Genomic DNA, 19,420 nt, shown 5'->3' on the forward strand with positions numbered 1-19,420 from the left:
GGCTGTTGCGTTAACGAAGCATCAACCATCCGCATTTGCAGCTTGGAATGTCAGCTTCGATGATAGGGATGGCCCGAAAGAATGGTCGCAATGCGGTAAAGCTGTTCGGCCAGCATCACGCGGACGAGCTGATGCGGCCAGGTCTGAGCGCCGAAGGAAAGAACATAGTCTGCGGATGCACGGCTTTCCGGCGAATGACCATCCGGCCCACCAATGGCGAAAACGAGATGTTTGCGGCCTGCGTCGCGCAGCGAGGCGACCTTTGCCGCCAGCTCTTCCGAGCTTGGGTTCTTGCCGCGCTCATCGAGCAGGAAAAGAGCAGCATCGCCGCGATGCTGGGCCAGGCTCGCGGCTTCTTCGCGCTTGCGCTCGTCTGCGCCCCTGGCCCGGCTCTCGGCAATTTCAGATATGCCGGAATAATCCAACCCGATCGCGGGGCCGGTCTTGGCGAGACGCGCCAGATAACGCTCAGCAAGTTCCCTTTCGGGGCCGGCCTTCATCCGGCCCACGGCGTGAATGCTCAAGCGCATGTCTGCCTTCTCCATCCACCCCCGCAGGGGATGCGTCAGTGGACGGTGTCGTCCTCAAGATCCGGCGTCTGCCACATCTTTTCGATATTGTAGAATTCCCGGACTTCCGGACGGAAGACGTGGACGATGATATCGCCGGCATCGATCAGCACCCAGTCGGCGCTGGCCTGACCTTCCACGCGCGGAAAGCCGAACCCTCCGTCCTTCAATGCGGTGATCAGATGTTCGGAGATCGCATTGACGTGACGATTGGAGCGTCCAGACGCGATGACCATATAGTCACCGAGCGTAGACTTTCCCAAAAGGTCGATGGTGACGATTTCTTCGGCCTTGGAATCTTCCAGACTGGCAAGGACGAGGTCGAGGGCGCGGGAGATTTCGGCGATGCCGTCAACTCCGGCCGCTGAAGGCTTGCTATCCGCCTCCTTCTGCAATGCTGTTCTCAGTGTCTTTCCTTTCTGACAAGAACAACCTGTAAGGCATCAATGGTGCCCACAGGAAATAGATAGGCAGAGTCCCGGCTCTGTTTCAAGACCGCCTAAAGGCTAGAGCTGGCTGGCTGAACCCTCATTGCGCAGGGCAGTCGAGGAGAGCGAAGATCTCGGGCCGTGGATGAATGTCCATATGGGCGGCTTATAGCGCGCAAGAGCGGCCGCGTCTCGCTCATTTAAGCGGGCGTGACCGAAGGTCTTGGCCATTTTGGAAGAGATGAGCGCAAGGGTGGAGCCCGGCCGATCGATCACTGCAATTGGCACGCTCCTGACAATTTCCTGCCAGTTTTGCCAGCGGTGAAATTGCGCAAGGTTGTCAGCGCCCATGATCCAGATGAAATCCACACCGGGATTGCGCGCGAGCACCAGCTTGATCGTGTCTGCTGTATAGCGAACCTTGTAACGCGCCTCGAACGCGGTGACCTTGATGCGCGGCTCTGTGGCGATTTCTTCCGAATGGCGGATTCGTTCGCCTAGGGGGGCAAGAGATTTCCCGGCTTTTAGCGGGTTGCCGGGCGTTACCATCCACCATAATTGGTCGAGACCAAGCGTGCGCAGGGCAATCTCGGCCACCAGCGCATGACCGGCATGCGGAGGGTTGAACGAGCCGCCGAACAGGCCGACGCGCATGCCTTTTTCCACATGAGGCATGCGCAGATAAGAGGCGGCCACGTTCTCGCTCAACTAGGGCGAACCTGTCCGTTTCCGCGCACGCGGTACTTGAACGAGGTCAGCTGCTCGACACCGACTGGGCCACGCGCATGCATGCGGCCGGTCGCAATACCGATCTCTGCACCCATGCCAAACTCGCCGCCGTCGGCAAACTGCGTCGAGGCATTGTGGAGAAGGATCGCAGAATCAATCTCGTTGAAGAAGCGCTCTACGGCTGCCGGATCTTCGGCGACGATGGCTTCCGTATGATGTGAAGACCAGTTCTCGATGTGGTCGATGGCTTCGCTCACGCCATCAACCAGCTTTACCGAGATGATCGCGTCGAGATACTCGGTCGCCCAATCCTGCTCTTCGGCAGGAATTGCTGCCTCGTACAAAGCCATGACCTCATCGGTTCCCCGGATCTCGCATCCCGCTGCCTCCAGCTTCTGCAGGATCGGCACAAGATGGGTCGATGCAACCGCACGATCGATGAGGAGCGATTCCGTTGCTCCGCATATTCCGGTTCGCCGCATCTTGGCGTTGAGAGCAATGTCGATCGTCATGTCGAGCTTGGCCGACTTGTCGACATAGAGATGGCAGATGCCCTCAAGATGCGCGAACACCGGAACACGTGCCTCGTTCTGCACGCGCTCAACGAGCGAGCGGCCACCGCGCGGCACGATCACATCGACATTGCCGCTAAGGCCCTTCAGCATCTCGCCCACGGCTGCGCGATCGGTGGTCGGCACGAGCTGGATTGCATCTTCGGGAAGGCCCGCCGACTTCAAACCCTGCTTCAGGCAAGCATGGATGGCCGCTGAAGAATGGGCCGAGTCCGAGCCGCCACGCAGGATGACTGCGTTGCCGGCCTTGAGGCACAGCGCCCCGGCATCTGCTGTCACGTTCGGGCGGCTTTCGTAGATCACGCCGATTACGCCGAGCGGCGTGCGCACGCGCTCGATGTGAAGACCGTTCGGGCGGTCCCACTCGGCAATGATCTCGCCGACCGGATCCTTCAGCTCGGCGATGGCGCGTATGCCGTCCTCGATCCCGCGAATACGGCTCTCATCAAGCCGCAGCCGATCCATCATCGCTGGCGACAGGCCCGCAGCCTCGCCATTGGCAATATCGATGGCATTCGCCTCGATGATGGACTTCATGTTCTGGCGCACAGCTTCCGCCATGCCGATCAAGGCAGCGTATTTGCGCTCAGCACTGGCCAGGGCAAGTGGCCTTGCTGCCGCGCGCGCCTTGCGGCCGACCTCTGCCATGATGGCGACGACGTTTTGGGTGTCGCTCTCGCGCTTATCCAGCATGATCCACCTCTACTTCCAGTGCCCTTGACGTGACGAGGTCGTCGCGATGCACCATGGCGGCCCGGGCCTGATGCCCAAGGACGGCCTCAATCTCTGCGGTTTTTAGTCCGGCGATCCTTACGGCATCCGCTGCGTCATAGGCAACAAGGCCGCGGGCAATCTCGCGCCCGTCCGGAGACAGGATAGCGACAGTATCGCCGCGCGAGAAATTTCCCGATACCAGCGTGACCCCGGCCGGCAGCAGGGACTTGCCGCGGGCAAGGGCGCGCACGGCGCCTCCATCGACGGTGATGCGTCCTGCCGGATCAAGGTTTCCCGCAATCCAGGACTTGTAGCCGCGAACCGGATGTGACGAGGCCTGGAACCAGGTCGCGCGCTCGCCCGCGTCGATGGCTGCGAGCGGGTTCATCCGCGATCCAAGGGTGATGACCATGCTGGTACCAGCAATCGTCGCGATTTTGCCTGCATCGACCTTCGTTCGCATGCCGCCGCGCGAAAGTTCGGAGGCAGCGCCGCCTGCCATCGCCTCGATCTGTGGCGTTATCCGCTCGACATAGGGGATGAAGTTGGCGTCCGGGTTGTTGGCCGGAGGCGCATCATAAAGGCCGTCTATGTCGGACAGCAGGACGAGAAGATCGGAATTCATCATGGTGGCGACACGAGCGGCGAGGCGGTCATTGTCGCCGTAGCGGATTTCCGACGTTGCCACCGTGTCATTTTCGTTGATGACTGGAACTGCCTTCAGCTTCAGCAAGGTCGAGATCGTCGCGCGTGCATTGAGATAGCGGCGGCGCTCTTCCGTGTCACCAAGCGTGACCAGGATCTGGCCCGACTTTAGTCCGCGCGAGGAAAGCTCTTCGGACCATGCGCCGGCGAGCGCGATCTGACCCACGGCAGCGGCTGCCTGACTCTCTTCAAGCGGGAGCGATCGTGCGGTCAGCCCAAGGATCGTGCGCCCAAGCGCAATTGCACCGGAAGAGACAACCAGAACCTCGGTTCCCTGTGAAGCGAGGGCGGCAATGTCATCGACCATGCCCGACAGCCAGTCACGCTTGAGGCCGGTCTTGCGGTCAACAAGCAGCGCCGACCCGATCTTGACGGTGATGCGGCGAAAATCCTTGAGCGATCGGGCAGTCATTGTCAGGTGCTTTCGTAGTCACATTACGAGATGGGCCAGGGCGCCCCGCCGCGATCTATACGCAGCGCAAGCGGGACCCTCGGCGCCTATTTCTTCCAGCGCTCGTCGATTTCCACCGGAGCTTCTGCGGCGCGGGCTTCCTCGACCACCGTGATCAGAGCGCGCAGCGCCTGCTCGATGCCTTCGCGGGTGACAGCGGACAGGAGCAGCGGCTTATGGCCGGCGGCGCGTTCCAGTGACGCGATTTTCTCCTCACGGCTGTCGGGATCAAGCGTGTCGATCTGGCTGAGCGCGACGATCTCGGTCTTTTCGGACAGGCCGCCGCCATAGGCTTCAAGCTCGCCGCGGACGACCTCATACGCCTTGCCGGGATCTTCTTCCTGGGCGGAAACAAGATGAAGCAGGACACGGGTACGCTCGACGTGTCCAAGGAAGCGGTCGCCAATGCCTACGCCTTCGCTGGCGCCCTCGATCAGCCCGGGGATATCGGCGATCACAAACTCGCGTGCGTCGACGCGGGCCACACCAAGGCCCGGATAAAGCGTGGTGAAGGGATAGTCGGCAATCTTGGGCTTGGCCGCAGTGACGGCAGCAAGGAAGGTCGACTTGCCGGCATTGGGCAGGCCCACCAGCCCTGCATCTGCAATCAGCTTCAGGCGCAGCCAGACGGTGCGCTCTTCTCCCGGCAGGCCAGGATTGGCGCGGCGCGGGGCCTGATTGGTCGAACTCTTGAAGTGCTGATTGCCGAACCCGCCATTGCCACCTCTAGCAAGCAGGAAGCGCTGGCCTACCTCGGTCAGGTCGCAGACGAGCGTCTCGTTGTCTTCTTCGAAGATCTGCGTCCCAGCCGGAACCTTCAGGATGATGTCGGAACCCTTGCCGCCGGTGCGGTTGCGGCCCATGCCGTGCATGCCCGTCTTTGCCTTGAAGTGTTGCTGGTAGCGGTAGTCAATCAGAGTATTGAGGCCGTCGACGACCTCTGCCCAAACATCGCCACCGCGACCGCCGTCACCGCCATCGGGCCCGCCAAATTCGATGAACTTTTCGCGGCGGAACGATACCGAACCGGCGCCACCGTCGCCGGAGCGGATATAGACCTTGGCCTGATCGAGAAATTTCATCTGAATAACAGTCTGTTGCTTGCTCTGAAGTGAAGTGCCTGCTCTAGCCTAAGAACAGTAAGGAATCACGCCGAAAACGGCGCATGAAGGCGAATGGCATGAAGTGTGTCAGCTATAACATACAGTTTGGCTTCGGCGAGGATGCCAAGTTTGACCTGGAGCGTATCGTCGAGCGACTGCACGGCGCGGACCTTATCGCGCTTCAGGAAGTGACGCGCAACAGTCCGCTGAACGGGCACCGCGACCTTGTTGCCGACATTCGCGAGATGCTGCCGGAGTATTTCGCCGTCTTCGGGCCGAATTTCGAAGCCGAGATCGGGTCGCGTGTCGAGAATGGCAGGGCGATCGATGTGCGGCTGGAATTTGGCAACATGATCCTGTCGAAGACGCCGATCCTCGTGTCGCGCAACATTCTTCTGCCGCGTACGCGCAGCTACAACAAGGTCAATTTGCAGAGGGGCGCACTGGAGGCGGTAATCGATACCCCGTTCGGTCCCACCCGCTTCTACTCCGTTCACCTCGACCATCGCGGCACGGACGAACGGTTGCGCCAGATCGATTTCCTGATGGAGCGCCTTGTGAACTACCTTGTCGAAGGCGGCGGGATTTCGGGTTTCAATGAACTTGGTTTTACCGAGCCGCCGACGCCGGAGGCCTACGTCGTCTTCGGCGATTTCAACATGCTGCCCGGATCGCGCGAATATGAAGCGGTGACCGGCACGCCGGATCACGAGTTCGGCACGCCGATGGTGGCGCGCTACGCGGTCGATGCCGCGCTGCTGGCTGATGGAGACACGCGCGCGACCTGCGTCAACCTTGCGGATCCTGCGGATGCCAGCATGCACAAACGGCTCGATTATTGCTTCGTCCATCCATCGCTGGCGGCGCGCGTAAAGCGGCTGAGCGTCGACTTTGACGCTGTCGGATCCGACCATAAGCCGATCTGGGTTGAACTGGCCTAGATCGCGGACCTGACCCAAAGCCGCTTCACGCGGTTGATGGAATTGGGTGACACTCACATCTGTCCCCAACTGCGCAGGCTTGCCCAGGTTCGCCGATCAAGGGCGTAACGTTCGACGGTCACGCGCCCAGCCGCGATGGATTCCAGCATGCCCTGGCCGGCATACTGGAAGCCGCACTTGTGGATCACGCGGCGTGATGCGGAGTTTGTTACGCGGCAGGCAGCGTTGAGGCGGTCGATCGCAGTCGCGCGGAAGGCAAGATCGACCAGCGCATGCGCGGCTTCCGTTGCATAGCCGTGTCCCCAGTGAGACTCGCCGATCCAGTAACCCAGCTCCAGTCCGTGCTCGCTGCCATACAGGCCGGCGCAGCCGACAAAGGCTCCCTTGTCGGACAGGGTGATGGCGTAGGAGCAGCCAGGGCGGTCGCGATTTCGCGATGCTGCAATGAAAGCGCGTGCGTCCGTCTCGTCATAAGGATGCGGCATGCGCCCGAGCATGCTTGCGATGCGATGGTTGTTGGCAAGTTCTGCCAGCTCGGCCTCATCGTCCGCATGGGGCGGACGCAGCACCAGACGCTCCGTTACCAGGACGGGGCAGTCGATTATGGGACTTTCGCTTTCGAGCTCTTCCTGTTCGGCGACCATGTCATTCCTCCAGACAAAGAAAAAGGGGAGATGGCGACCCATCTCCCCTTGTTCCTTTTCCGGACTGTCCGGTCACCGGTTCCCGAGATGGGGCGCCGGTGTTGTGGTGCGGATCCGGCTTATTCCGCGGCTTCCTGCATCGGGGTTACCGATACGTAGGTGCGGCCGTTGGCTTTACGCGCAAACGAGACAGCGCCCTCAGCGGTCGCGAACAGGGTATGGTCCTTGCCCATGCCGACGTTGACGCCCGGGTGCCACTTGGTGCCGCGCTGACGAATGAGAATGTTGCCCGGAATGACGACTTCGCCACCGAACTTCTTTACGCCGAGGCGCTTCGATTCTGAATCGCGACCGTTACGCGAGGAACCGCCAGCTTTCTTATGTGCCATGGGATTACTCCTTCAGTTCCTGAATTACTCTGCGTCTGCTGCTGCAGCTTCGGTCTTCTTGGAAGCCTTCTTTGCCGGCTTTTCAGCGGCGGCTTCCGTCTTAGCGGCGGCCTTCTTCGACGGCTTTGCGCCACCGGTGAGGATCTCGGAGATCCGGACGGTGGTCAGCAGCTGACGGTGACCGCGCTTACGACGCGAATTCTGGCGACGACGCTTCTTGAATGCGATGACCTTGGGGCCACGGCCCTGCTCGACGACCTCAACGGCAATCGAAGCACCTTCAACGAACGGAGCGCCAACGGTGATGTCTTCGCCTTCGCCGAATGCAAGGACGCCCTCGAGGGTGATGATGTCGCCAACTTCGCCGGCAACCTTCTCGATCTTCAGGACGTCGTCGGCGGCGACGCGATACTGCTTACCGCCAGTTTTAATGACTGCGAACATTTCTTGCCTTTCGCTGTTCGTCCGACCTTGATCACCGAAGTGACCGGTCGTCTTTTTGTCAGTCGGTTTAGATGAACGTCGTCACGCAAGTTAAACGCAACAAACGACCTGCGCGGAAAGCTCCTCGCCGGATTTGCCGTCCCGATACAAGAGTTGGCAAATCGAGTCAAGCAAAGCTCGGTAGTCCATCATATTTGCTCTTCCCGCGAGCAGGGGTTACGAGCCGGACATGGGCGCACGATCGTGCCCGAAAGATGACAGGAGAGGCTTATGGCTGATGATGACGAGTATATCTACGACGAAGTGAGCGGCGAATGGCTGCCTGCATCAGAGATCGCTGCTCGTAACGCGGCAAATTTGGTTGAGGTCAAAGATGCAGCGGGCAATGTGCTGGCTGATGGCGACGCGGTCGTCCTCATCAAGGACCTCAAGGTGAAGGGAGCCGGCCAGACGCTGAAGCAAGGCACCCTGATCAAGTCGATCCGTCTTACCGACAATCCTGAAGAGATCGACTGCAAGCACGAAGCAATCAAGGGTCTCGTGCTGCGCACGGAATTCGTGCGCAAGCGCTAAGTCAGATTGCTGCCGAGTGGCGGGCGGTGCCGGTTGCGAAATAGCGATCGAAACGCGCCGCCGCCACCCGCACAAGCGGGCGCTGAGCGTCAGGAATGACGTATCGTTCACCGATGCGAACCAGAAGCGGTTCTGTCTCCTGCGCCATCAAGGCAGCTTCGGCGAGAACATTGTTCGCGTCAGCCCCGAAACGTGACAGGGCTTCCTTAGCCGAGAAGGCGAAGTCGCACATCAGGCGCTCGATCACCCAGCCGCGCAGCACATCATCCCTGGTAAATGCGATGCCGCGCGCAGTTGCGAGCGTGCCGGTGTCAACGCGCCGCTGATATTCGCCGGTCGCGGGTATGTTTTGCGCATAGCCCTGGCGGAAGCGACTGACGGATGAGGGGCCAAGGCCGATCAGCGTTTCACATTCGTCGTCGGTGTAGCCCTGGAAATTGCGGCGCAGACGGCGCTCGCGATGGGCGATGGCAAGCGAATCCTGCGGCAGGGCAAAGTGATCGTGGCCGATGATATCGTATCCTGCATCTGCGATCATTGCGGCAGCCGCGAGCGATTGGGCAAGGCGTTGTTCCGTGTCCGGAAGCACTGCCTCATCGATCATCGTCTGGTGCTTCTTGAACCATGGCACGTGGGCATAGCCGAAGAGCGCGATGCGGTCCGGACGTAGTGAAAGGACCTCATTCATCGTCGCTTTGACGCTGTCGATGGTCTGATGCGGAAGGCCGTAAAGGACATCGAGATTGATGGATGGAACTCCGCGGGCACGCAAGCCATCCACGACCGCCTTGGTGTCCTCAAAGCTCTGATCGCGATTGATCGCCTTCTGGACGCGCTCATCGAAGTCCTGAATGCCAAGGCTAGCGCGGGTGAGCCCGATGGCGCCCAGCGCATCGAGCTTTTCTTCGGTGATGTCGTTGGGGTCGATCTCAACACTGATTACGGCATCATCGGCGAACGCGAAATGCGCCCGCAGGTGCTGCATCAGCGAGATCAGGTCGGCTGGCGCAAGAAGGGTTGGCGATCCGCCGCCAAAGTGGAGCGCTGCGACCTTGCCTTTGTTACCTATCAACGCAGCTGCGGTACGGATTTCTGAATGAAGGCTTGTGAGGAACCTTGTCACCGGCTCATAGCGATTGGTCTGCTTGGTGTTGCAGGCGCAGAACCAGCACAGCCGGTCGCAATAGGGAACATGGATGTAAAGCGAAATACGCTCTCCTGCCGGAATCGCGGTAATCCAGCTGGAGACAGCGGCAGCATCAATGCCGGCATGAAAGTGAGGCGCGGTCGGGTAGCTGGTGTACCGCGGGGCGGTATCTGGACGCATATCAACGAGCCTTTCATGAATGATCGACTGCAACTTTCCGTGGAAAGGGGTGGTTGGCGTTGACCTGGATCAAGCTGTTCGCAGGGCAGACAAACTGACGCGGCGCTGAATTTGGATTCGGATGCTATATGCCGGATCGGGAGGATGCGACTTGAAGAGCGACGATGGAATTGCGCAAGGACATCCACACCAACGGAATCCCGGTACTCTGCGTGTCATGCGAGGTGCGGCATCGCGGGGTCTGCGGTGCTCTTGATCCGGACCAGCTGATCGCACTGGCGAAGGCGTCCCACAAGCACACGATCAAGGAAGGCGAAGAACTGATCGGCGATGCCGAGCAGATCGACGTCTACTCCAACGTGCTTGCAGGTGTCGTGAAGCTGACCAAGACGCTGTCCGATGGACGGCAGCAGATCGTCGGTTTGCAGTTTGCCCCCGATTTTCTGGGAAGGCCGTTCCGCAAGGAAAGCTCGATCAACGCAGAAGCGGCGACGGAGGTTTCGCTGTGCTCGTTCCCCAAGGCGACAATGGATCGCATGATGCAGGAACAGCCAGGGCTTGAGAACCGTCTGTTGCAGCAGGCGCTCATCGAGCTTGACGATGCGCGCGACTGGATGGTGACACTCGGGCGCAAGACTGCGGCGGAAAAGGTCGCCAGCTTCCTGCTCCTGATTGCCCGCAACATCGATCCCGAACGTGAAGCCAACGGGCGCTCGATCGCATTCGACCTGCCGTTGACCCGGGCGGACATTGCGGATTTCCTCGGACTGACGATCGAGACGGTCAGCCGGCAGCTGACGCGACTGCGGGCAGACAATGTCATCCGCATCGAGAATAATCGTCACGTGACGGTCGAGAATATTGACCGACTCAGAGGCCGCGCCGGCAACTGACTTTTGCCTGCCTGCGCTTCAGCCGTTTTTCAATTGTGGCTTTGTGCGTGACGTTCGCTCAGAATCGGGAAGATGTGCTCGCGCTCAAACGCAATGTGCCGGCGCATCGCCTCGAAAAACGCGCGTAGCATGAAGCCGAGGGCTTCCGGGTTCGTAACGGGCTGTCCATGGCCGATCGACATCAGGGCGTCCGTCAGATCCTGCGCAGCGCACTCGTCCTCGATGTGTTCGCACCGCAGGCGTTCAATCGTCTTCAAGCGATAATCGCGGTGGACGACGTCATCTGCGAAGGCGGGAAAGACGCAACTCTCCTCATAGGCATGGCTCTGGCGCAGCAGCGGCACCAGGGTCGACGCGACGATGAGGCATTTGCGCCGGTCGATCCGTGACGGCAGCCCATCGGCGATCTCTTCAAGGTCACGGCAAATCGCAAGCTTGGTCTCATGCGATTGGCCGACATGGCTGCAGGGCGTTTCCCGGCCCGGAGCGCACATATGCGATACGGGGCAGCGATGTGGCGCTTCACACATCTCCTGCTGCGACAGATCCGCAACACCCATTTCTCGCTCCATGACATTTCTCAGATTTCTGCCAAGCACACGTAAGCTGACGGAACGATGATTTGCCGGCCTTGACCTGGATCAAGGCGCAATGTGTCAGGGCGGTGAAAGGGATGTCTCATGGATGGTCGTGCCCGGATAGGCGCGGCCGTTGCCTTCAACGTCGCCGATGGGACATGAGATGAGATACGGTGCAGAGATTGTGGGTGTAGGCGTTTTAGCCTTCATCGCACTGATTGGAGCCGCACTCGGCGTGGACGAACCGTTCCGCCAGCATATGTGGGTGCTGTTCTTTACGGTGGTCGCCTTTGGCGCGCTGCTGATGCGAAACACGACTTTCGGTCCGAAGCAGCCCGTCGACCAGTCGATCTATATGGACGGCCCGATCCGTTATGGTGCTATTGCCACCGTATTCTGGGCGGTGGTCGGCCTTCTGGTGGGCGTCATTGTCGCGCTGCAGCTCGCGTTCCCTGATCTCAATGTCGAGCCGTGGTTCAATTTCGGGCGCACCAGACCGCTGCACACCTCGGCGGTGATTTTTGCGTTCTGCGGTAACGCGCTGATTTCGACATCGTTCTACTGCGTCCAGCGCACGAGCCGGGCTCGCCTCTTCGGTGGCAACCTCGCCTGGTTCGTCTTCTGGGGCTACCAGCTCTTCATCGTCATGGCGGCAACCGGGTATCTCCTCGGCATTACCCAGAGCCGCGAATATGCGGAGCCGGAATGGTACGTTGATATCTGGCTGACCATTGTATGGGTTGCCTATCTCGTCGTCTTCCTCGGCACGATCCTGAAGCGCAAGGAGCCACACATTTATGTGGCGAACTGGTTCTACCTTGCCTTCATCATCACCATTGCGATGCTGCACATCGTCAACAATCTGGCGATGCCGGTTTCCTTCCTCGGCTCGCGCTCCTACTCGCTCTTCTCCGGCGTTCAGGACGCACTGACCCAGTGGTGGTACGGCCATAACGCCGTTGGCTTCTTCCTGACCGCCGGCTTCCTTGGCATGATGTACTACTTCGTGCCAAAGCAGGCTGGCCGTCCCGTCTATTCCTACCGCCTGTCGATCATCCACTTCTGGGCCCTGATCTTCCTCTACATCTGGGCTGGCCCGCACCACCTGCACTACACGGCGCTGCCCGACTGGGCGCAGACGCTCGGCATGGTGTTCTCGATCATGCTGTGGATGCCGTCCTGGGGAGGCATGATCAACGGCCTGATGACGCTGTCTGGCGCATGGGACAAGATCCGTACCGATCCGATCATCCGCATGATGGTGGCCGCGATTGCCTTCTACGGCATGGCGACCTTCGAAGGCCCGATGATGTCGATCAAGGCGGTCAACTCGCTGTCGCACTACACGGACTGGACCATCGGTCACGTTCACTCGGGTGCCCTTGGCTGGAACGGCCTGATCTCGTTCGCTGCGGTCTACTTCCTGGTGCCCAAGCTTTGGGGGCGCGCAGGTCTTTACTCCCAGCGCATGGTCATCTGGCACTTCTGGCTGGCCATGACGGGTATCGTCATCTACGCGGCAGTCATGTGGGTGTCCGGCATCATGCAGGGCCTGATGTGGCGCGAGTACGACGAGCAGGGCTTCCTGGTCTACTCGTTCGCTGAAACCGTGGCTGCGATGTTCCCGTACTATGCTGCTCGCGCCTTCGGTGGAGGTCTCTACCTCCTGGGTGCGCTCATCATGGCCTACAACATCACCCGCACGATCCTTGGTCACCAGCGTGAGGAGGCGCCCATTGGCGGCGTCGCCCACAAGCCTGCGCTGCAGCCGGCCGAATAGGAGCTAGACCAATGTCAATTGTTGAAAAGCACCGCGTCATTGAAAAGAACGCGACCCTGCTCTTCGCTGGCTCGCTGTTCGTGGTGGCCATCGGCGGCATCGTCGAGATCGCACCCCTCTTCTACCTCGAGAACACCATCGAGAAGGTGGAGGGGATGCGGCCCTACTCGCCGTTGGAGCTCGCCGGCCGTGATATTTACATCCGGGAAGGCTGCTACACCTGCCACTCGCAGATGATCCGCCCGTTCCGCGACGAGGTGGAGCGCTACGGTCATTACAGCCTTGCGGCTGAATCGATGTACGACCACCCCTTCCAGTGGGGGTCCAAGCGTACGGGGCCGGATCTTGCACGCGTTGGTGGGCGTTACTCGGATGAGTGGCACGTCCAGCATCTGATCGAGCCGCGCTCCGTTGTGCCGGAATCGGTGATGCCGAGCTATGCCTTCCTCAAGGACAAGAAGCTCGACGTAAGCGATTTCGCGACCCATCTGATCGCGCAGCAGGCCGTTGGCGTGCCTTACACCGAAGAGATGGTCGCGAATGCACAGGCGGACATCCTTGCGCAGGCCGATCCCGACGCGGATACCACCGACCTCCTGGCTCGCTACCCCAAGGCAAAGACCGGCGACTTCGACGGCAATCCAAACGCCCTGACCGAAATGGATGCGCTGGTTGCCTATCTGCAGATGCTCGGCACGTTGGTCGATTTCTCGACCTACGATGAAACCGCCGGCTATCGCTAGGGAGGGGGCGAGACATGGAAACCTATACCGCAATGCGCGAATTCGCTGACAGCTGGGCGCTGCTGGCGATGACACTGTTCTTCATCGGGGCGGTCCTGTTCGTCTTCCGCCCCGGCAGCCGCGATCTGGCAAAGGACGCCGCCCACATCCCTCTCAAGGACGACTGAGATGAGCGAAAGAAAGATCGACGAGATCAGCGGGGTCGAGACCACCGGTCACAACTGGGACGGGATCGAGGAACTCGACAACCCGATGCCCCGCTGGTGGCTGTGGACGTTCTACGTCACCATTGTCTGGGCCATCTGCTATACGATTGCCTATCCGGCCTGGCCGCTCATCAACTCGGCGACGACCGGCCTTCTCGGCTGGGCAAGCCGTGGTGACGTGCGTCAGGAGATGCAGGTTGCGGAGGCTGCGAAGGCAGACTACGTCGCCAAGATTGCCGACATGCCGGTTGAGGACATCATTGCTGATGACAACCTGCGCCAGTTTGCGACCGCTGCGGGCGCAGCGGCGTTCAAGGTGAACTGCGTGCAGTGCCACGGCTCTGGCGCGGCAGGCTTCCCCGGCTATCCGAACCTGAACGATGATGATTGGCTCTGGGGCGGCACGCCCGAGGAGATCCAGACGACCATCGCGCACGGCGTCCGATACGAGGAAGACGAAGAAACGCGTTACTCCGAAATGCCGGCATTCGGCGACATGTTCTCGCGTGAGGAAGCCTCCTCGCTGGCGAAGCACGTCATCGCAATGGGGCAGGGCGGGGATCTGACCGGTCCGGGCGCACAGCTTTACGCCGATAATTGCGCATCGTGCCACGGAGAGACGGGTGCAGGTGACCAGGCGCTGGGTGCACCAGACCTGACCGACGCCATCTGGCTCTATGGATCAAGCGAGGCGGAGATCATCGCACAGATCCGTGCGCCGAAGCATGGCGTCATGCCGGCATGGCAGGCGCGTCTTGGCGATGTCACCGTCAAGGAACTGACCGTTTACGTTCATTCGCTCGGCGGCGGCCAGTAATCCATCAAAGCAAGGCCCGGTTCTGCCGGGCCTTGTCATATCAGGGGCGACCATAGTTCAGGAGCAGGCTCCACACGCCATAAAGGGTTGCGCACGCAGCGATCGCCGCCCAGCCGATCTGGTCGTTGGCATATTCGAGCGCGGTCCAGAAGGCGCAGGCTGCGACGAGCAGAAGACGGATCCAGAGTGGATCGAGAAATCGTTTGGTTTGCATAGGGCCTCCAGATGCCGCGCCACCATGTCGCGGCGTTTAACGCGAGGCAAGCTGCCTTGGGAAGCTTCGCCTTGACGTAGATCAAGACTCCGCTCTTACCCCTCGGGCAAATCCTGCGCAGTGGAAGATCCCGTCCAGGAGAATGAGATGTCCGGCGTGAACGAGGTTGAGCATCACGATGCACAGCCGGTAAACTCGGCCAAGGTGCGTCAGCCGCTTTTTGAGGCGCGCAAGAAGATCTTCCCCAAGCGTGCCTCCGGTTCATTCCGCCAGTTCAAGTGGCTGGTGATGATCGTCACGCTTGGCATCTATTACATCACTCCCTGGCTGCGCTGGGATCGCGGTCCGCATGCGCCTGACCAGGCAGTCCTGGTCGATCTGGCCAACCGCCGCTTCTATTTCTTCTTTATCGAGATCTGGCCGCAGGAATTCTTCCTCGTCGCGGGCCTTCTGGTCATGGCGGGGCTTGGCCTTTTCTTCGTTACATCGGTGGTTGGGCGTGCCTGGTGTGGATACACCTGCCCGCAAACCGTGTGGGTCGACCTGTTCCTCGTCGTTGAGCGCTTTGTTGAAGGTGACCGCAATGCGCGCATGAAGCTGGACGCGGCGCCCTGGAGCGCGCGAAAGATCATGCTGCGCACCGTCAAGCACGCTATCTGGCTGGCGATTGCGGTTGCGACCGGCGGTGCCTGGATCTTCTATTTTGGCGACGCACCAACCCTTCTGGTTGATGTAATTCGCGGACAGGCGGCACCTGTTGCGTACATCACCGTCGCGATCTTGACCGCGACAACGTACATTTTCGGTGGCATGGTCCGCGAGCAGGTCTGCACCTACATGTGCCCGTGGCCCCGCATTCAGGCCGCGATGCTGGACGAGAATTCGCTGACGGTCACTTACAATGACTGGCGCGGCGAGCCGCGCACCCGGCACACGAAGCGCGCGGCAGCCGCAGGGATTCCCGTCGGTGACTGCGTCGACTGCAACGCTTGCGTTGTCGTCTGCCCGATGGGAATCGACATTCGCGATGGCCAGCAGATGGAGTGCATCACCTGCGCGCTTTGCATCGACGCTTGCGATGGGGTCATGGACAAGCTCGGCCGCGAGCGCGGACTGATCTCCTACGCGACCCTTGCCGATTATCAGCACAATATGGCGATTGCCACCGGCAGTGGCGCGCATGAGATCAAGCCTGAACTGGTGCGCGATCAGTCCGGCAAGTTCACGGACCGCCTGCGCCATTTCCGGCTTGGCAAACTGTTCCGTCCGCGAACCTTCATCTACTTTGCGGCCTGGTCGATGGTGGGGCTTCTCCTGCTTTATGGCCTGCTGACGCGCGATCGGCTTGAGGTCAACGTTCTGCACGATCGCAACCCGCAATTCGTCGTCCTGTCGGACGGGTCGATCAGAAACGGCTACACGGTGAAGCTTCTGAACAAGATCCCTGAGCCGCGGAACGTGACGGTCACGATCGATGGTCTCGCAAATGGCGCCATGAACGTCGTCGGCCTTGATCAGCCTGAAGCGCAGACGATCTCGGTGGAACTCGAGCCGGACCGGCTCAAGACCCTCAAGATCTATGTCCGCCAACCAAGGGAAGACGTTCCTGCCAAGACCCAGCGCTTCACCTTCACCGTCGAGGATCACACGAGCGGCGAAGCGGACCAGTACACGACAACATTCGAGGCCCCGGAGTGAGTATCATGCAGAACGAGCGCGCGTCCTCGGGTCGGTTTACCGGTCGACACATGTTGGCAGTCATGGTCGGTGCCTTCAGCATCATCATCGGCGTCAACATCTTCATGGCCGTGATGGCGAACACCAGCTGGACCGGATTGGTGGTCAAGAACAGCCACGTCGCCGGTCTGGAGTTCAACCAAAAGAGTGAAGAAGCTCGCGCGCAGGATGCGCTCGGCTGGTCTCCCGACCTTTCCATTGCCGACGGAGTTCTCCGTTATTCTCTGACGGATAAGGATAATCAGGCAGTAGTTTTGCGGGGCGGCAAGGCGACGTTCTGGCGTCCGACGAGCGACAAGGAAGATGTCACCTACGACCTGGCGGTGGCTGGTTCGAAGGTGTCGGCGCCGGTTGAACTTGGCGACGGCGTCTGGATAATTTCTCTCGTAATCGATGCTGGCCTGGAAAATCCCTATCGGGATACCCGCCGGATCCACTTGAATGGAGGGGTGTTGAGATGAGTTGCTGCGCACCCGGGCTTGATGGCGTTGCGGATACGGCGACTGCGCTGCCGTCTGACGACGAAGTCCTGTTCAGTGCGCGCAGCCTTGGCGATGACCTTCGCCAGGTAGAGTTCTCGGTCCCGCAGGTCCATTGCGCCGCGTGCATCAGCACCGTCGAGAATGGATTATTGGCGCTCCCGGCCGTTGAGGGTGCACGCGTCAACCTTTCCACCAAGCGGGTGACAGTCAAATGGAAGGGAGAGGCCTTGCCTCCCCTGGTTCCAACGCTCGCACAGCTTGGCTACGTCCCCAATCTGACCGACGATATTGCTGCCGGACGCGATGGGACCTTGTCCGAGCTCCTCCGCGCGGTGGCGGTATCGGGATTTGCCGCCAGCAACATCATGCTTCTGTCGGTGTCAGTCTGGTCTGGCGCGGAAGGGGCAACGCGGGATCTCTTTCACTGGGTTTCGGCCCTGATCGCGCTGCCGGCCATGATGTATGCGGGGCGGATCTATTACCGCTCTGCCTGGTCGGTCCTCAAGCATGGCCGCATGAACATGGATGTTCCGATCGCGATCGGGATCACCATGGCCTACGCACTTTCGCTCTACGAGACGATCCATAGCGGTGCGCATGCCTATTTCGATGCGTCGGTCACTCTTCTCTTCTTCCTCCTGATCGGCCGCACGCTGGACCATGTGATGCGTGAGAAGGCCCGCACTGCCGTTGTCGGGCTTGCAAGGCTCCAGCCGCGGGGCGCGCTGGTCATCGATCCTGCAGGTGGCCGCGAGTATCGTCCGGTCGGCGAGATCGAAGCTGGCATGACAATCCTGGTCGCCGCTGGCGAAAGAATACCGGTCGACGCGGTCGTCACCGACGGCCATTCGGATCTCGACTGCTCACTCGTCAACGGAGAAAGCGCGCCGCAGGCGGTTGCTTCCGGCGCAACCGTCCGGGCGGGTACGCTGAACCTGACAGGACCTCTGACGATGCGCGCTATCGCCGCTGCGTCGGACTCTTTCCTCTCCGAGATGCTGCGGATGATGGAGGCGGCAGAAGGCGGGCGTGCCCGTTATCGCCGGATCGCGGATCGCGTGTCGGCAATGTATGCGCCGGTGGTTCATCTGACGGCTCTGCTCACGCTGATCGGCTGGGTACTGGTCACCGGCGACTGGCACCGTGCGGCGACGGTCTCGATTGCCGTTCTCATCATCACCTGCCCATGTGCACTGGGGCTTGCCGTACCGATCGTGCAGGTGATGGCGGCGCGTCGCCTGTTCGAGAACGGGGTCATGGTGCGCGATGGTGCTGCCATGGAACGCCTGGCCGACGCTGATATGGTTGTATTCGACAAGACCGGAACGCTGACGCTGGGCCAGCCCCGTCTTGTGAATACCCATGAGATCCATCCTGATTGGCTTGAGGCTGCGGCAGAGCTTGGCGCCCATTCTCGTCACCCGCAGTCGCAGGCGATTGCCGCCTATGCGGGGTCCTCTGGTGGCAAGCAGATAAAGTTTTCATCGATCACAGAGATCCCCGGCCGGGGGGTCGAGGGCCATGCCGCGGGGGCAGTATGGCGCCTCGGCCGTGGGGGCTGGGCTGGGGAGGGCGAGGGGACGCTTCTTGGGCGGGATGGCGTCTCCCTCGCTTCCTTTTCATTCGAAGACCGGTTGCGCGCAGATGCGAAGCAGGCCGTTGCGGACACAAAGCGAGATGTCGGACCGGTCATCATGCTGTCAGGCGACAATGAGGTGGCATGCCGGGCCGTTTCCGCAGATCTCGAGATCGAGACTTATTCGTCCGGATTGATGCCGGCGGACAAGGTTGCGCAGATCGAGGCTGCAGCTTCGGAAGGGCGCAAGGTGCTAATGGTCGGCGACGGGCTTAACGATGCACCGGCGCTTGGCGCAGCCTATGTCTCGATGGCGCCCGCCACGGCTGCCGATGTTGGCCGCAACGCTGCGGATTTCGTCTTCCTGCATGAGAGCCTGAAGGCCGTTCCGACAGCAGTGAGCGTTGCGCGGCGCGCAGGTCGGCTGATCCGCCAGAACGTTGCGATCGCGATCATCTACAATATCTTTGCGGTTCCTATTGCGATTTTGGGGTATGTTACGCCTCTAATCGCGGCAATTGCCATGTCGACCTCGTCGATCCTGGTGATTGCCAATGCACTCCGGCTTGGAAAGGCTGGCCGATGAGCATGCTCGTCTATCTTATCCCCGTCGCGCTTTTCCTTGGAGGCGCGGCGCTGGTGGCGTTCCTGTGGGCGCTGCGATCTGGCCAGTATGAAGATCTCGACGGCGCGGCGGCGCGTGTCTTGCTGGACGATCCCAACGACAAGCCAAAACAGAACTGATTTTCTCTCCGCAATCCGGCTTGGCTGCCCGCTCGCATTAAATCTTGATCGAAAAGGTCAA

22 protein-coding genes and 1 pseudogene are annotated in these 19,420 nt (G+C 60.5%); 11 read left to right on the plus strand and 12 right to left on the minus strand.

Going from position 1 to position 19,420, the window contains the following annotated elements:
- Positions 1-50 precede the first annotated feature (50 nt).
- The 6 genes from rlmH to obgE form a co-directional block, all read right to left on the minus strand.
- Complete coding sequence (rlmH, locus tag IOD40_RS16190; protein ID WP_198477742.1) at positions 51-530, minus strand: 23S rRNA (pseudouridine(1915)-N(3))-methyltransferase RlmH; 480 nt, start codon at positions 528-530, stop codon at positions 51-53.
- 35 nt (positions 531-565) lie between these two features.
- A complete protein-coding gene (gene rsfS / locus IOD40_RS16195) occupies positions 566-964 on the minus strand; it encodes a ribosome silencing factor (RefSeq protein WP_233714030.1) in 399 nt (132 codons plus the stop codon).
- A gap of 111 nt (positions 965-1,075) precedes the next feature.
- On the minus strand, positions 1,076-1,672 hold the full coding sequence (locus IOD40_RS16200; RefSeq protein WP_198477818.1) for a nicotinate-nucleotide adenylyltransferase: 597 nt from the start codon (positions 1,670-1,672) through the stop codon (positions 1,076-1,078).
- A 29-nt stretch (positions 1,673-1,701) separates the two neighbouring features.
- Positions 1,702-2,991, minus strand: coding sequence for a glutamate-5-semialdehyde dehydrogenase (locus tag IOD40_RS16205; RefSeq protein WP_198477743.1), 1,290 nt, complete (start codon positions 2,989-2,991; stop codon positions 1,702-1,704).
- Positions 2,981-4,129, minus strand: a complete 1,149-nt coding sequence (gene proB, locus IOD40_RS16210; protein WP_198477744.1) for a glutamate 5-kinase — start codon at positions 4,127-4,129, stop codon at positions 2,981-2,983. The genes IOD40_RS16205 and proB overlap by 11 nt, the downstream gene beginning before the upstream one ends.
- Before the next feature lie 86 nt (positions 4,130-4,215).
- Positions 4,216-5,250, minus strand: coding sequence for a GTPase ObgE (obgE, locus tag IOD40_RS16215; protein ID WP_198477745.1), 1,035 nt, complete (start codon positions 5,248-5,250; stop codon positions 4,216-4,218).
- A 98-nt stretch (positions 5,251-5,348) separates the two neighbouring features.
- Between obgE and IOD40_RS16220 the strand changes: the two genes are divergently transcribed.
- Positions 5,349-6,212, plus strand: a complete 864-nt coding sequence (locus IOD40_RS16220; protein WP_198477746.1) for an endonuclease/exonuclease/phosphatase family protein — start codon at positions 5,349-5,351, stop codon at positions 6,210-6,212.
- A 53-nt stretch (positions 6,213-6,265) separates the two neighbouring features.
- Here the strand turns inward: IOD40_RS16220 and IOD40_RS16225 are convergent, their stop codons facing one another.
- The 3 genes and pseudogenes from IOD40_RS16225 to rplU all read right to left on the minus strand — a co-directional run.
- Positions 6,266-6,856: a GNAT family N-acetyltransferase gene (locus IOD40_RS16225; protein ID WP_198477747.1), complete on the minus strand. Its 591-nt coding sequence runs from the start codon at positions 6,854-6,856 to the stop codon at positions 6,266-6,268.
- 119 nt (positions 6,857-6,975) lie between these two features.
- Positions 6,976-7,245 carry a 50S ribosomal protein L27 gene (gene rpmA, locus IOD40_RS16230; RefSeq protein ID WP_198477748.1) on the minus strand — a complete coding sequence of 90 codons (270 nt, stop codon included), beginning with the start codon at positions 7,243-7,245 and terminating at the stop codon, positions 6,976-6,978.
- A gap of 45 nt (positions 7,246-7,290) precedes the next feature.
- Positions 7,291-7,689 (minus strand): annotated as a pseudogene (gene rplU / locus IOD40_RS16235) (50S ribosomal protein L21); the annotation flags it as partial.
- 270 nt (positions 7,690-7,959) lie between these two features.
- On the opposite strand from rplU, the gene IOD40_RS16240 reads away from it, so the two are divergent.
- Positions 7,960-8,262 (plus strand): alkylphosphonate utilization protein, encoded by a 303-nt coding sequence (locus tag IOD40_RS16240; RefSeq protein ID WP_198477750.1) that lies wholly within the window; start codon positions 7,960-7,962, stop codon positions 8,260-8,262.
- Position 8,263: 1 nt separating this feature from the next.
- Here the strand turns inward: IOD40_RS16240 and hemN are convergent, their stop codons facing one another.
- Entirely contained in the window at positions 8,264-9,589 is a 1,326-nt protein-coding gene (gene hemN / locus IOD40_RS16245; RefSeq protein WP_198477751.1) for an oxygen-independent coproporphyrinogen III oxidase, read from the minus strand.
- A gap of 164 nt (positions 9,590-9,753) precedes the next feature.
- Here hemN and IOD40_RS16250 point away from each other — a divergent pair, with 164 nt between their 5' ends.
- Entirely contained in the window at positions 9,754-10,482 is a 729-nt protein-coding gene (locus IOD40_RS16250; RefSeq protein ID WP_198477752.1) for a Crp/Fnr family transcriptional regulator, read from the plus strand.
- A gap of 29 nt (positions 10,483-10,511) precedes the next feature.
- Here IOD40_RS16250 and IOD40_RS16255 read toward each other — a convergent pair whose 3' ends face one another.
- Entirely contained in the window at positions 10,512-11,042 is a 531-nt protein-coding gene (locus tag IOD40_RS16255) for a hemerythrin domain-containing protein (RefSeq protein WP_233714031.1), read from the minus strand.
- Positions 11,043-11,223: 181 nt separating this feature from the next.
- Between IOD40_RS16255 and ccoN the strand changes: the two genes are divergently transcribed.
- From ccoN to ccoP, 4 genes are read left to right on the plus strand one after another with little or no spacing between them, the layout of a single operon-like run.
- Positions 11,224-12,840, plus strand: a complete 1,617-nt coding sequence (gene ccoN, locus IOD40_RS16260) for a cytochrome-c oxidase, cbb3-type subunit I (RefSeq protein WP_198477753.1) — start codon at positions 11,224-11,226, stop codon at positions 12,838-12,840.
- A gap of 11 nt (positions 12,841-12,851) precedes the next feature.
- A complete protein-coding gene (ccoO, locus tag IOD40_RS16265) occupies positions 12,852-13,583 on the plus strand; it encodes a cytochrome-c oxidase, cbb3-type subunit II (RefSeq protein ID WP_198477754.1) in 732 nt (243 codons plus the stop codon).
- A 14-nt stretch (positions 13,584-13,597) separates the two neighbouring features.
- Positions 13,598-13,750, plus strand: a complete 153-nt coding sequence (locus tag IOD40_RS16270) for a cbb3-type cytochrome c oxidase subunit 3 (protein ID WP_198477755.1) — start codon at positions 13,598-13,600, stop codon at positions 13,748-13,750.
- A gap of 1 nt (position 13,751) precedes the next feature.
- Complete coding sequence (gene ccoP, locus IOD40_RS16275) at positions 13,752-14,606, plus strand: cytochrome-c oxidase, cbb3-type subunit III (RefSeq protein ID WP_198477756.1); 855 nt, start codon at positions 13,752-13,754, stop codon at positions 14,604-14,606.
- 40 nt (positions 14,607-14,646) lie between these two features.
- Here the strand turns inward: ccoP and IOD40_RS16280 are convergent, their stop codons facing one another.
- Positions 14,647-14,820, minus strand: coding sequence for a hypothetical protein (locus tag IOD40_RS16280; protein ID WP_198477757.1), 174 nt, complete (start codon positions 14,818-14,820; stop codon positions 14,647-14,649).
- A 147-nt stretch (positions 14,821-14,967) separates the two neighbouring features.
- On the opposite strand from IOD40_RS16280, the gene ccoG reads away from it, so the two are divergent.
- From ccoG to ccoS, 4 genes are read left to right on the plus strand one after another with little or no spacing between them, the layout of a single operon-like run.
- Entirely contained in the window at positions 14,968-16,518 is a 1,551-nt protein-coding gene (ccoG, locus tag IOD40_RS16285) for a cytochrome c oxidase accessory protein CcoG (protein WP_198477758.1), read from the plus strand.
- 5 nt (positions 16,519-16,523) lie between these two features.
- Positions 16,524-17,018 (plus strand): FixH family protein, encoded by a 495-nt coding sequence (locus IOD40_RS16290; RefSeq protein ID WP_198477759.1) that lies wholly within the window; start codon positions 16,524-16,526, stop codon positions 17,016-17,018.
- Complete coding sequence (locus IOD40_RS16295; RefSeq protein WP_198477760.1) at positions 17,015-19,201, plus strand: cation-translocating P-type ATPase; 2,187 nt, start codon at positions 17,015-17,017, stop codon at positions 19,199-19,201. Before IOD40_RS16290 ends, IOD40_RS16295 begins: the two co-directional genes overlap by 4 nt.
- Positions 19,198-19,359: a cbb3-type cytochrome oxidase assembly protein CcoS gene (ccoS, locus tag IOD40_RS16300; RefSeq protein ID WP_198477761.1), complete on the plus strand. Its 162-nt coding sequence runs from the start codon at positions 19,198-19,200 to the stop codon at positions 19,357-19,359. Before IOD40_RS16295 ends, ccoS begins: the two co-directional genes overlap by 4 nt.
- Positions 19,360-19,420: the final 61 nt, after the last annotated feature.

Origin of the sequence: Aquamicrobium zhengzhouense (assembly GCF_016124105.1) — a bacterium.
GTDB lineage: Bacteria > Pseudomonadota > Alphaproteobacteria > Rhizobiales > Rhizobiaceae > Aerobium > Aerobium zhengzhouense.

Bases quoted from the DNA above. Each gene is read 5' to 3' on its own strand.
- ccoS (WP_198477761.1), top strand. From the start codon at position 19,198: ATGAGCATGCTCGTCTATCTTATCCCCGTCGCGCTTTTCCTTGGAGGC.
- IOD40_RS16220 (WP_198477746.1), top strand. From the start codon at position 5,349: ATGAAGTGTGTCAGCTATAACATACAGTTTGGCTTCGGCGAGGATGCC.
- ccoO (WP_198477754.1), top strand. From the start codon at position 12,852: ATGTCAATTGTTGAAAAGCACCGCGTCATTGAAAAGAACGCGACCCTG.
- IOD40_RS16290 (WP_198477759.1), top strand. From the start codon at position 16,524: ATGCAGAACGAGCGCGCGTCCTCGGGTCGGTTTACCGGTCGACACATG.
- ccoN (WP_198477753.1), top strand. From the start codon at position 11,224: ATGAGATACGGTGCAGAGATTGTGGGTGTAGGCGTTTTAGCCTTCATC.
- ccoG (WP_198477758.1), top strand. From the start codon at position 14,968: ATGTCCGGCGTGAACGAGGTTGAGCATCACGATGCACAGCCGGTAAAC.
- ccoP (WP_198477756.1), top strand. From the start codon at position 13,752: ATGAGCGAAAGAAAGATCGACGAGATCAGCGGGGTCGAGACCACCGGT.
- rpmA (WP_198477748.1), bottom strand. From the start codon at position 7,245: ATGGCACATAAGAAAGCTGGCGGTTCCTCGCGTAACGGTCGCGATTCA.
- hemN (WP_198477751.1), bottom strand. From the start codon at position 9,589: ATGCGTCCAGATACCGCCCCGCGGTACACCAGCTACCCGACCGCGCCT.
- IOD40_RS16295 (WP_198477760.1), top strand. From the start codon at position 17,015: ATGAGTTGCTGCGCACCCGGGCTTGATGGCGTTGCGGATACGGCGACT.
- IOD40_RS16255 (WP_233714031.1), bottom strand. From the start codon at position 11,042: ATGGGTGTTGCGGATCTGTCGCAGCAGGAGATGTGTGAAGCGCCACAT.
- IOD40_RS16240 (WP_198477750.1), top strand. From the start codon at position 7,960: ATGGCTGATGATGACGAGTATATCTACGACGAAGTGAGCGGCGAATGG.
- rlmH (WP_198477742.1), bottom strand. From the start codon at position 530: ATGCGCTTGAGCATTCACGCCGTGGGCCGGATGAAGGCCGGCCCCGAA.
- IOD40_RS16270 (WP_198477755.1), top strand. From the start codon at position 13,598: ATGGAAACCTATACCGCAATGCGCGAATTCGCTGACAGCTGGGCGCTG.
- IOD40_RS16225 (WP_198477747.1), bottom strand. From the start codon at position 6,856: ATGGTCGCCGAACAGGAAGAGCTCGAAAGCGAAAGTCCCATAATCGAC.
- IOD40_RS16250 (WP_198477752.1), top strand. From the start codon at position 9,754: ATGGAATTGCGCAAGGACATCCACACCAACGGAATCCCGGTACTCTGC.
- IOD40_RS16205 (WP_198477743.1), bottom strand. From the start codon at position 2,991: ATGCTGGATAAGCGCGAGAGCGACACCCAAAACGTCGTCGCCATCATG.
- obgE (WP_198477745.1), bottom strand. From the start codon at position 5,250: ATGAAATTTCTCGATCAGGCCAAGGTCTATATCCGCTCCGGCGACGGT.
- IOD40_RS16280 (WP_198477757.1), bottom strand. From the start codon at position 14,820: ATGCAAACCAAACGATTTCTCGATCCACTCTGGATCCGTCTTCTGCTC.
- IOD40_RS16200 (WP_198477818.1), bottom strand. From the start codon at position 1,672: ATGCCTCATGTGGAAAAAGGCATGCGCGTCGGCCTGTTCGGCGGCTCG.
- proB (WP_198477744.1), bottom strand. From the start codon at position 4,129: ATGACTGCCCGATCGCTCAAGGATTTTCGCCGCATCACCGTCAAGATC.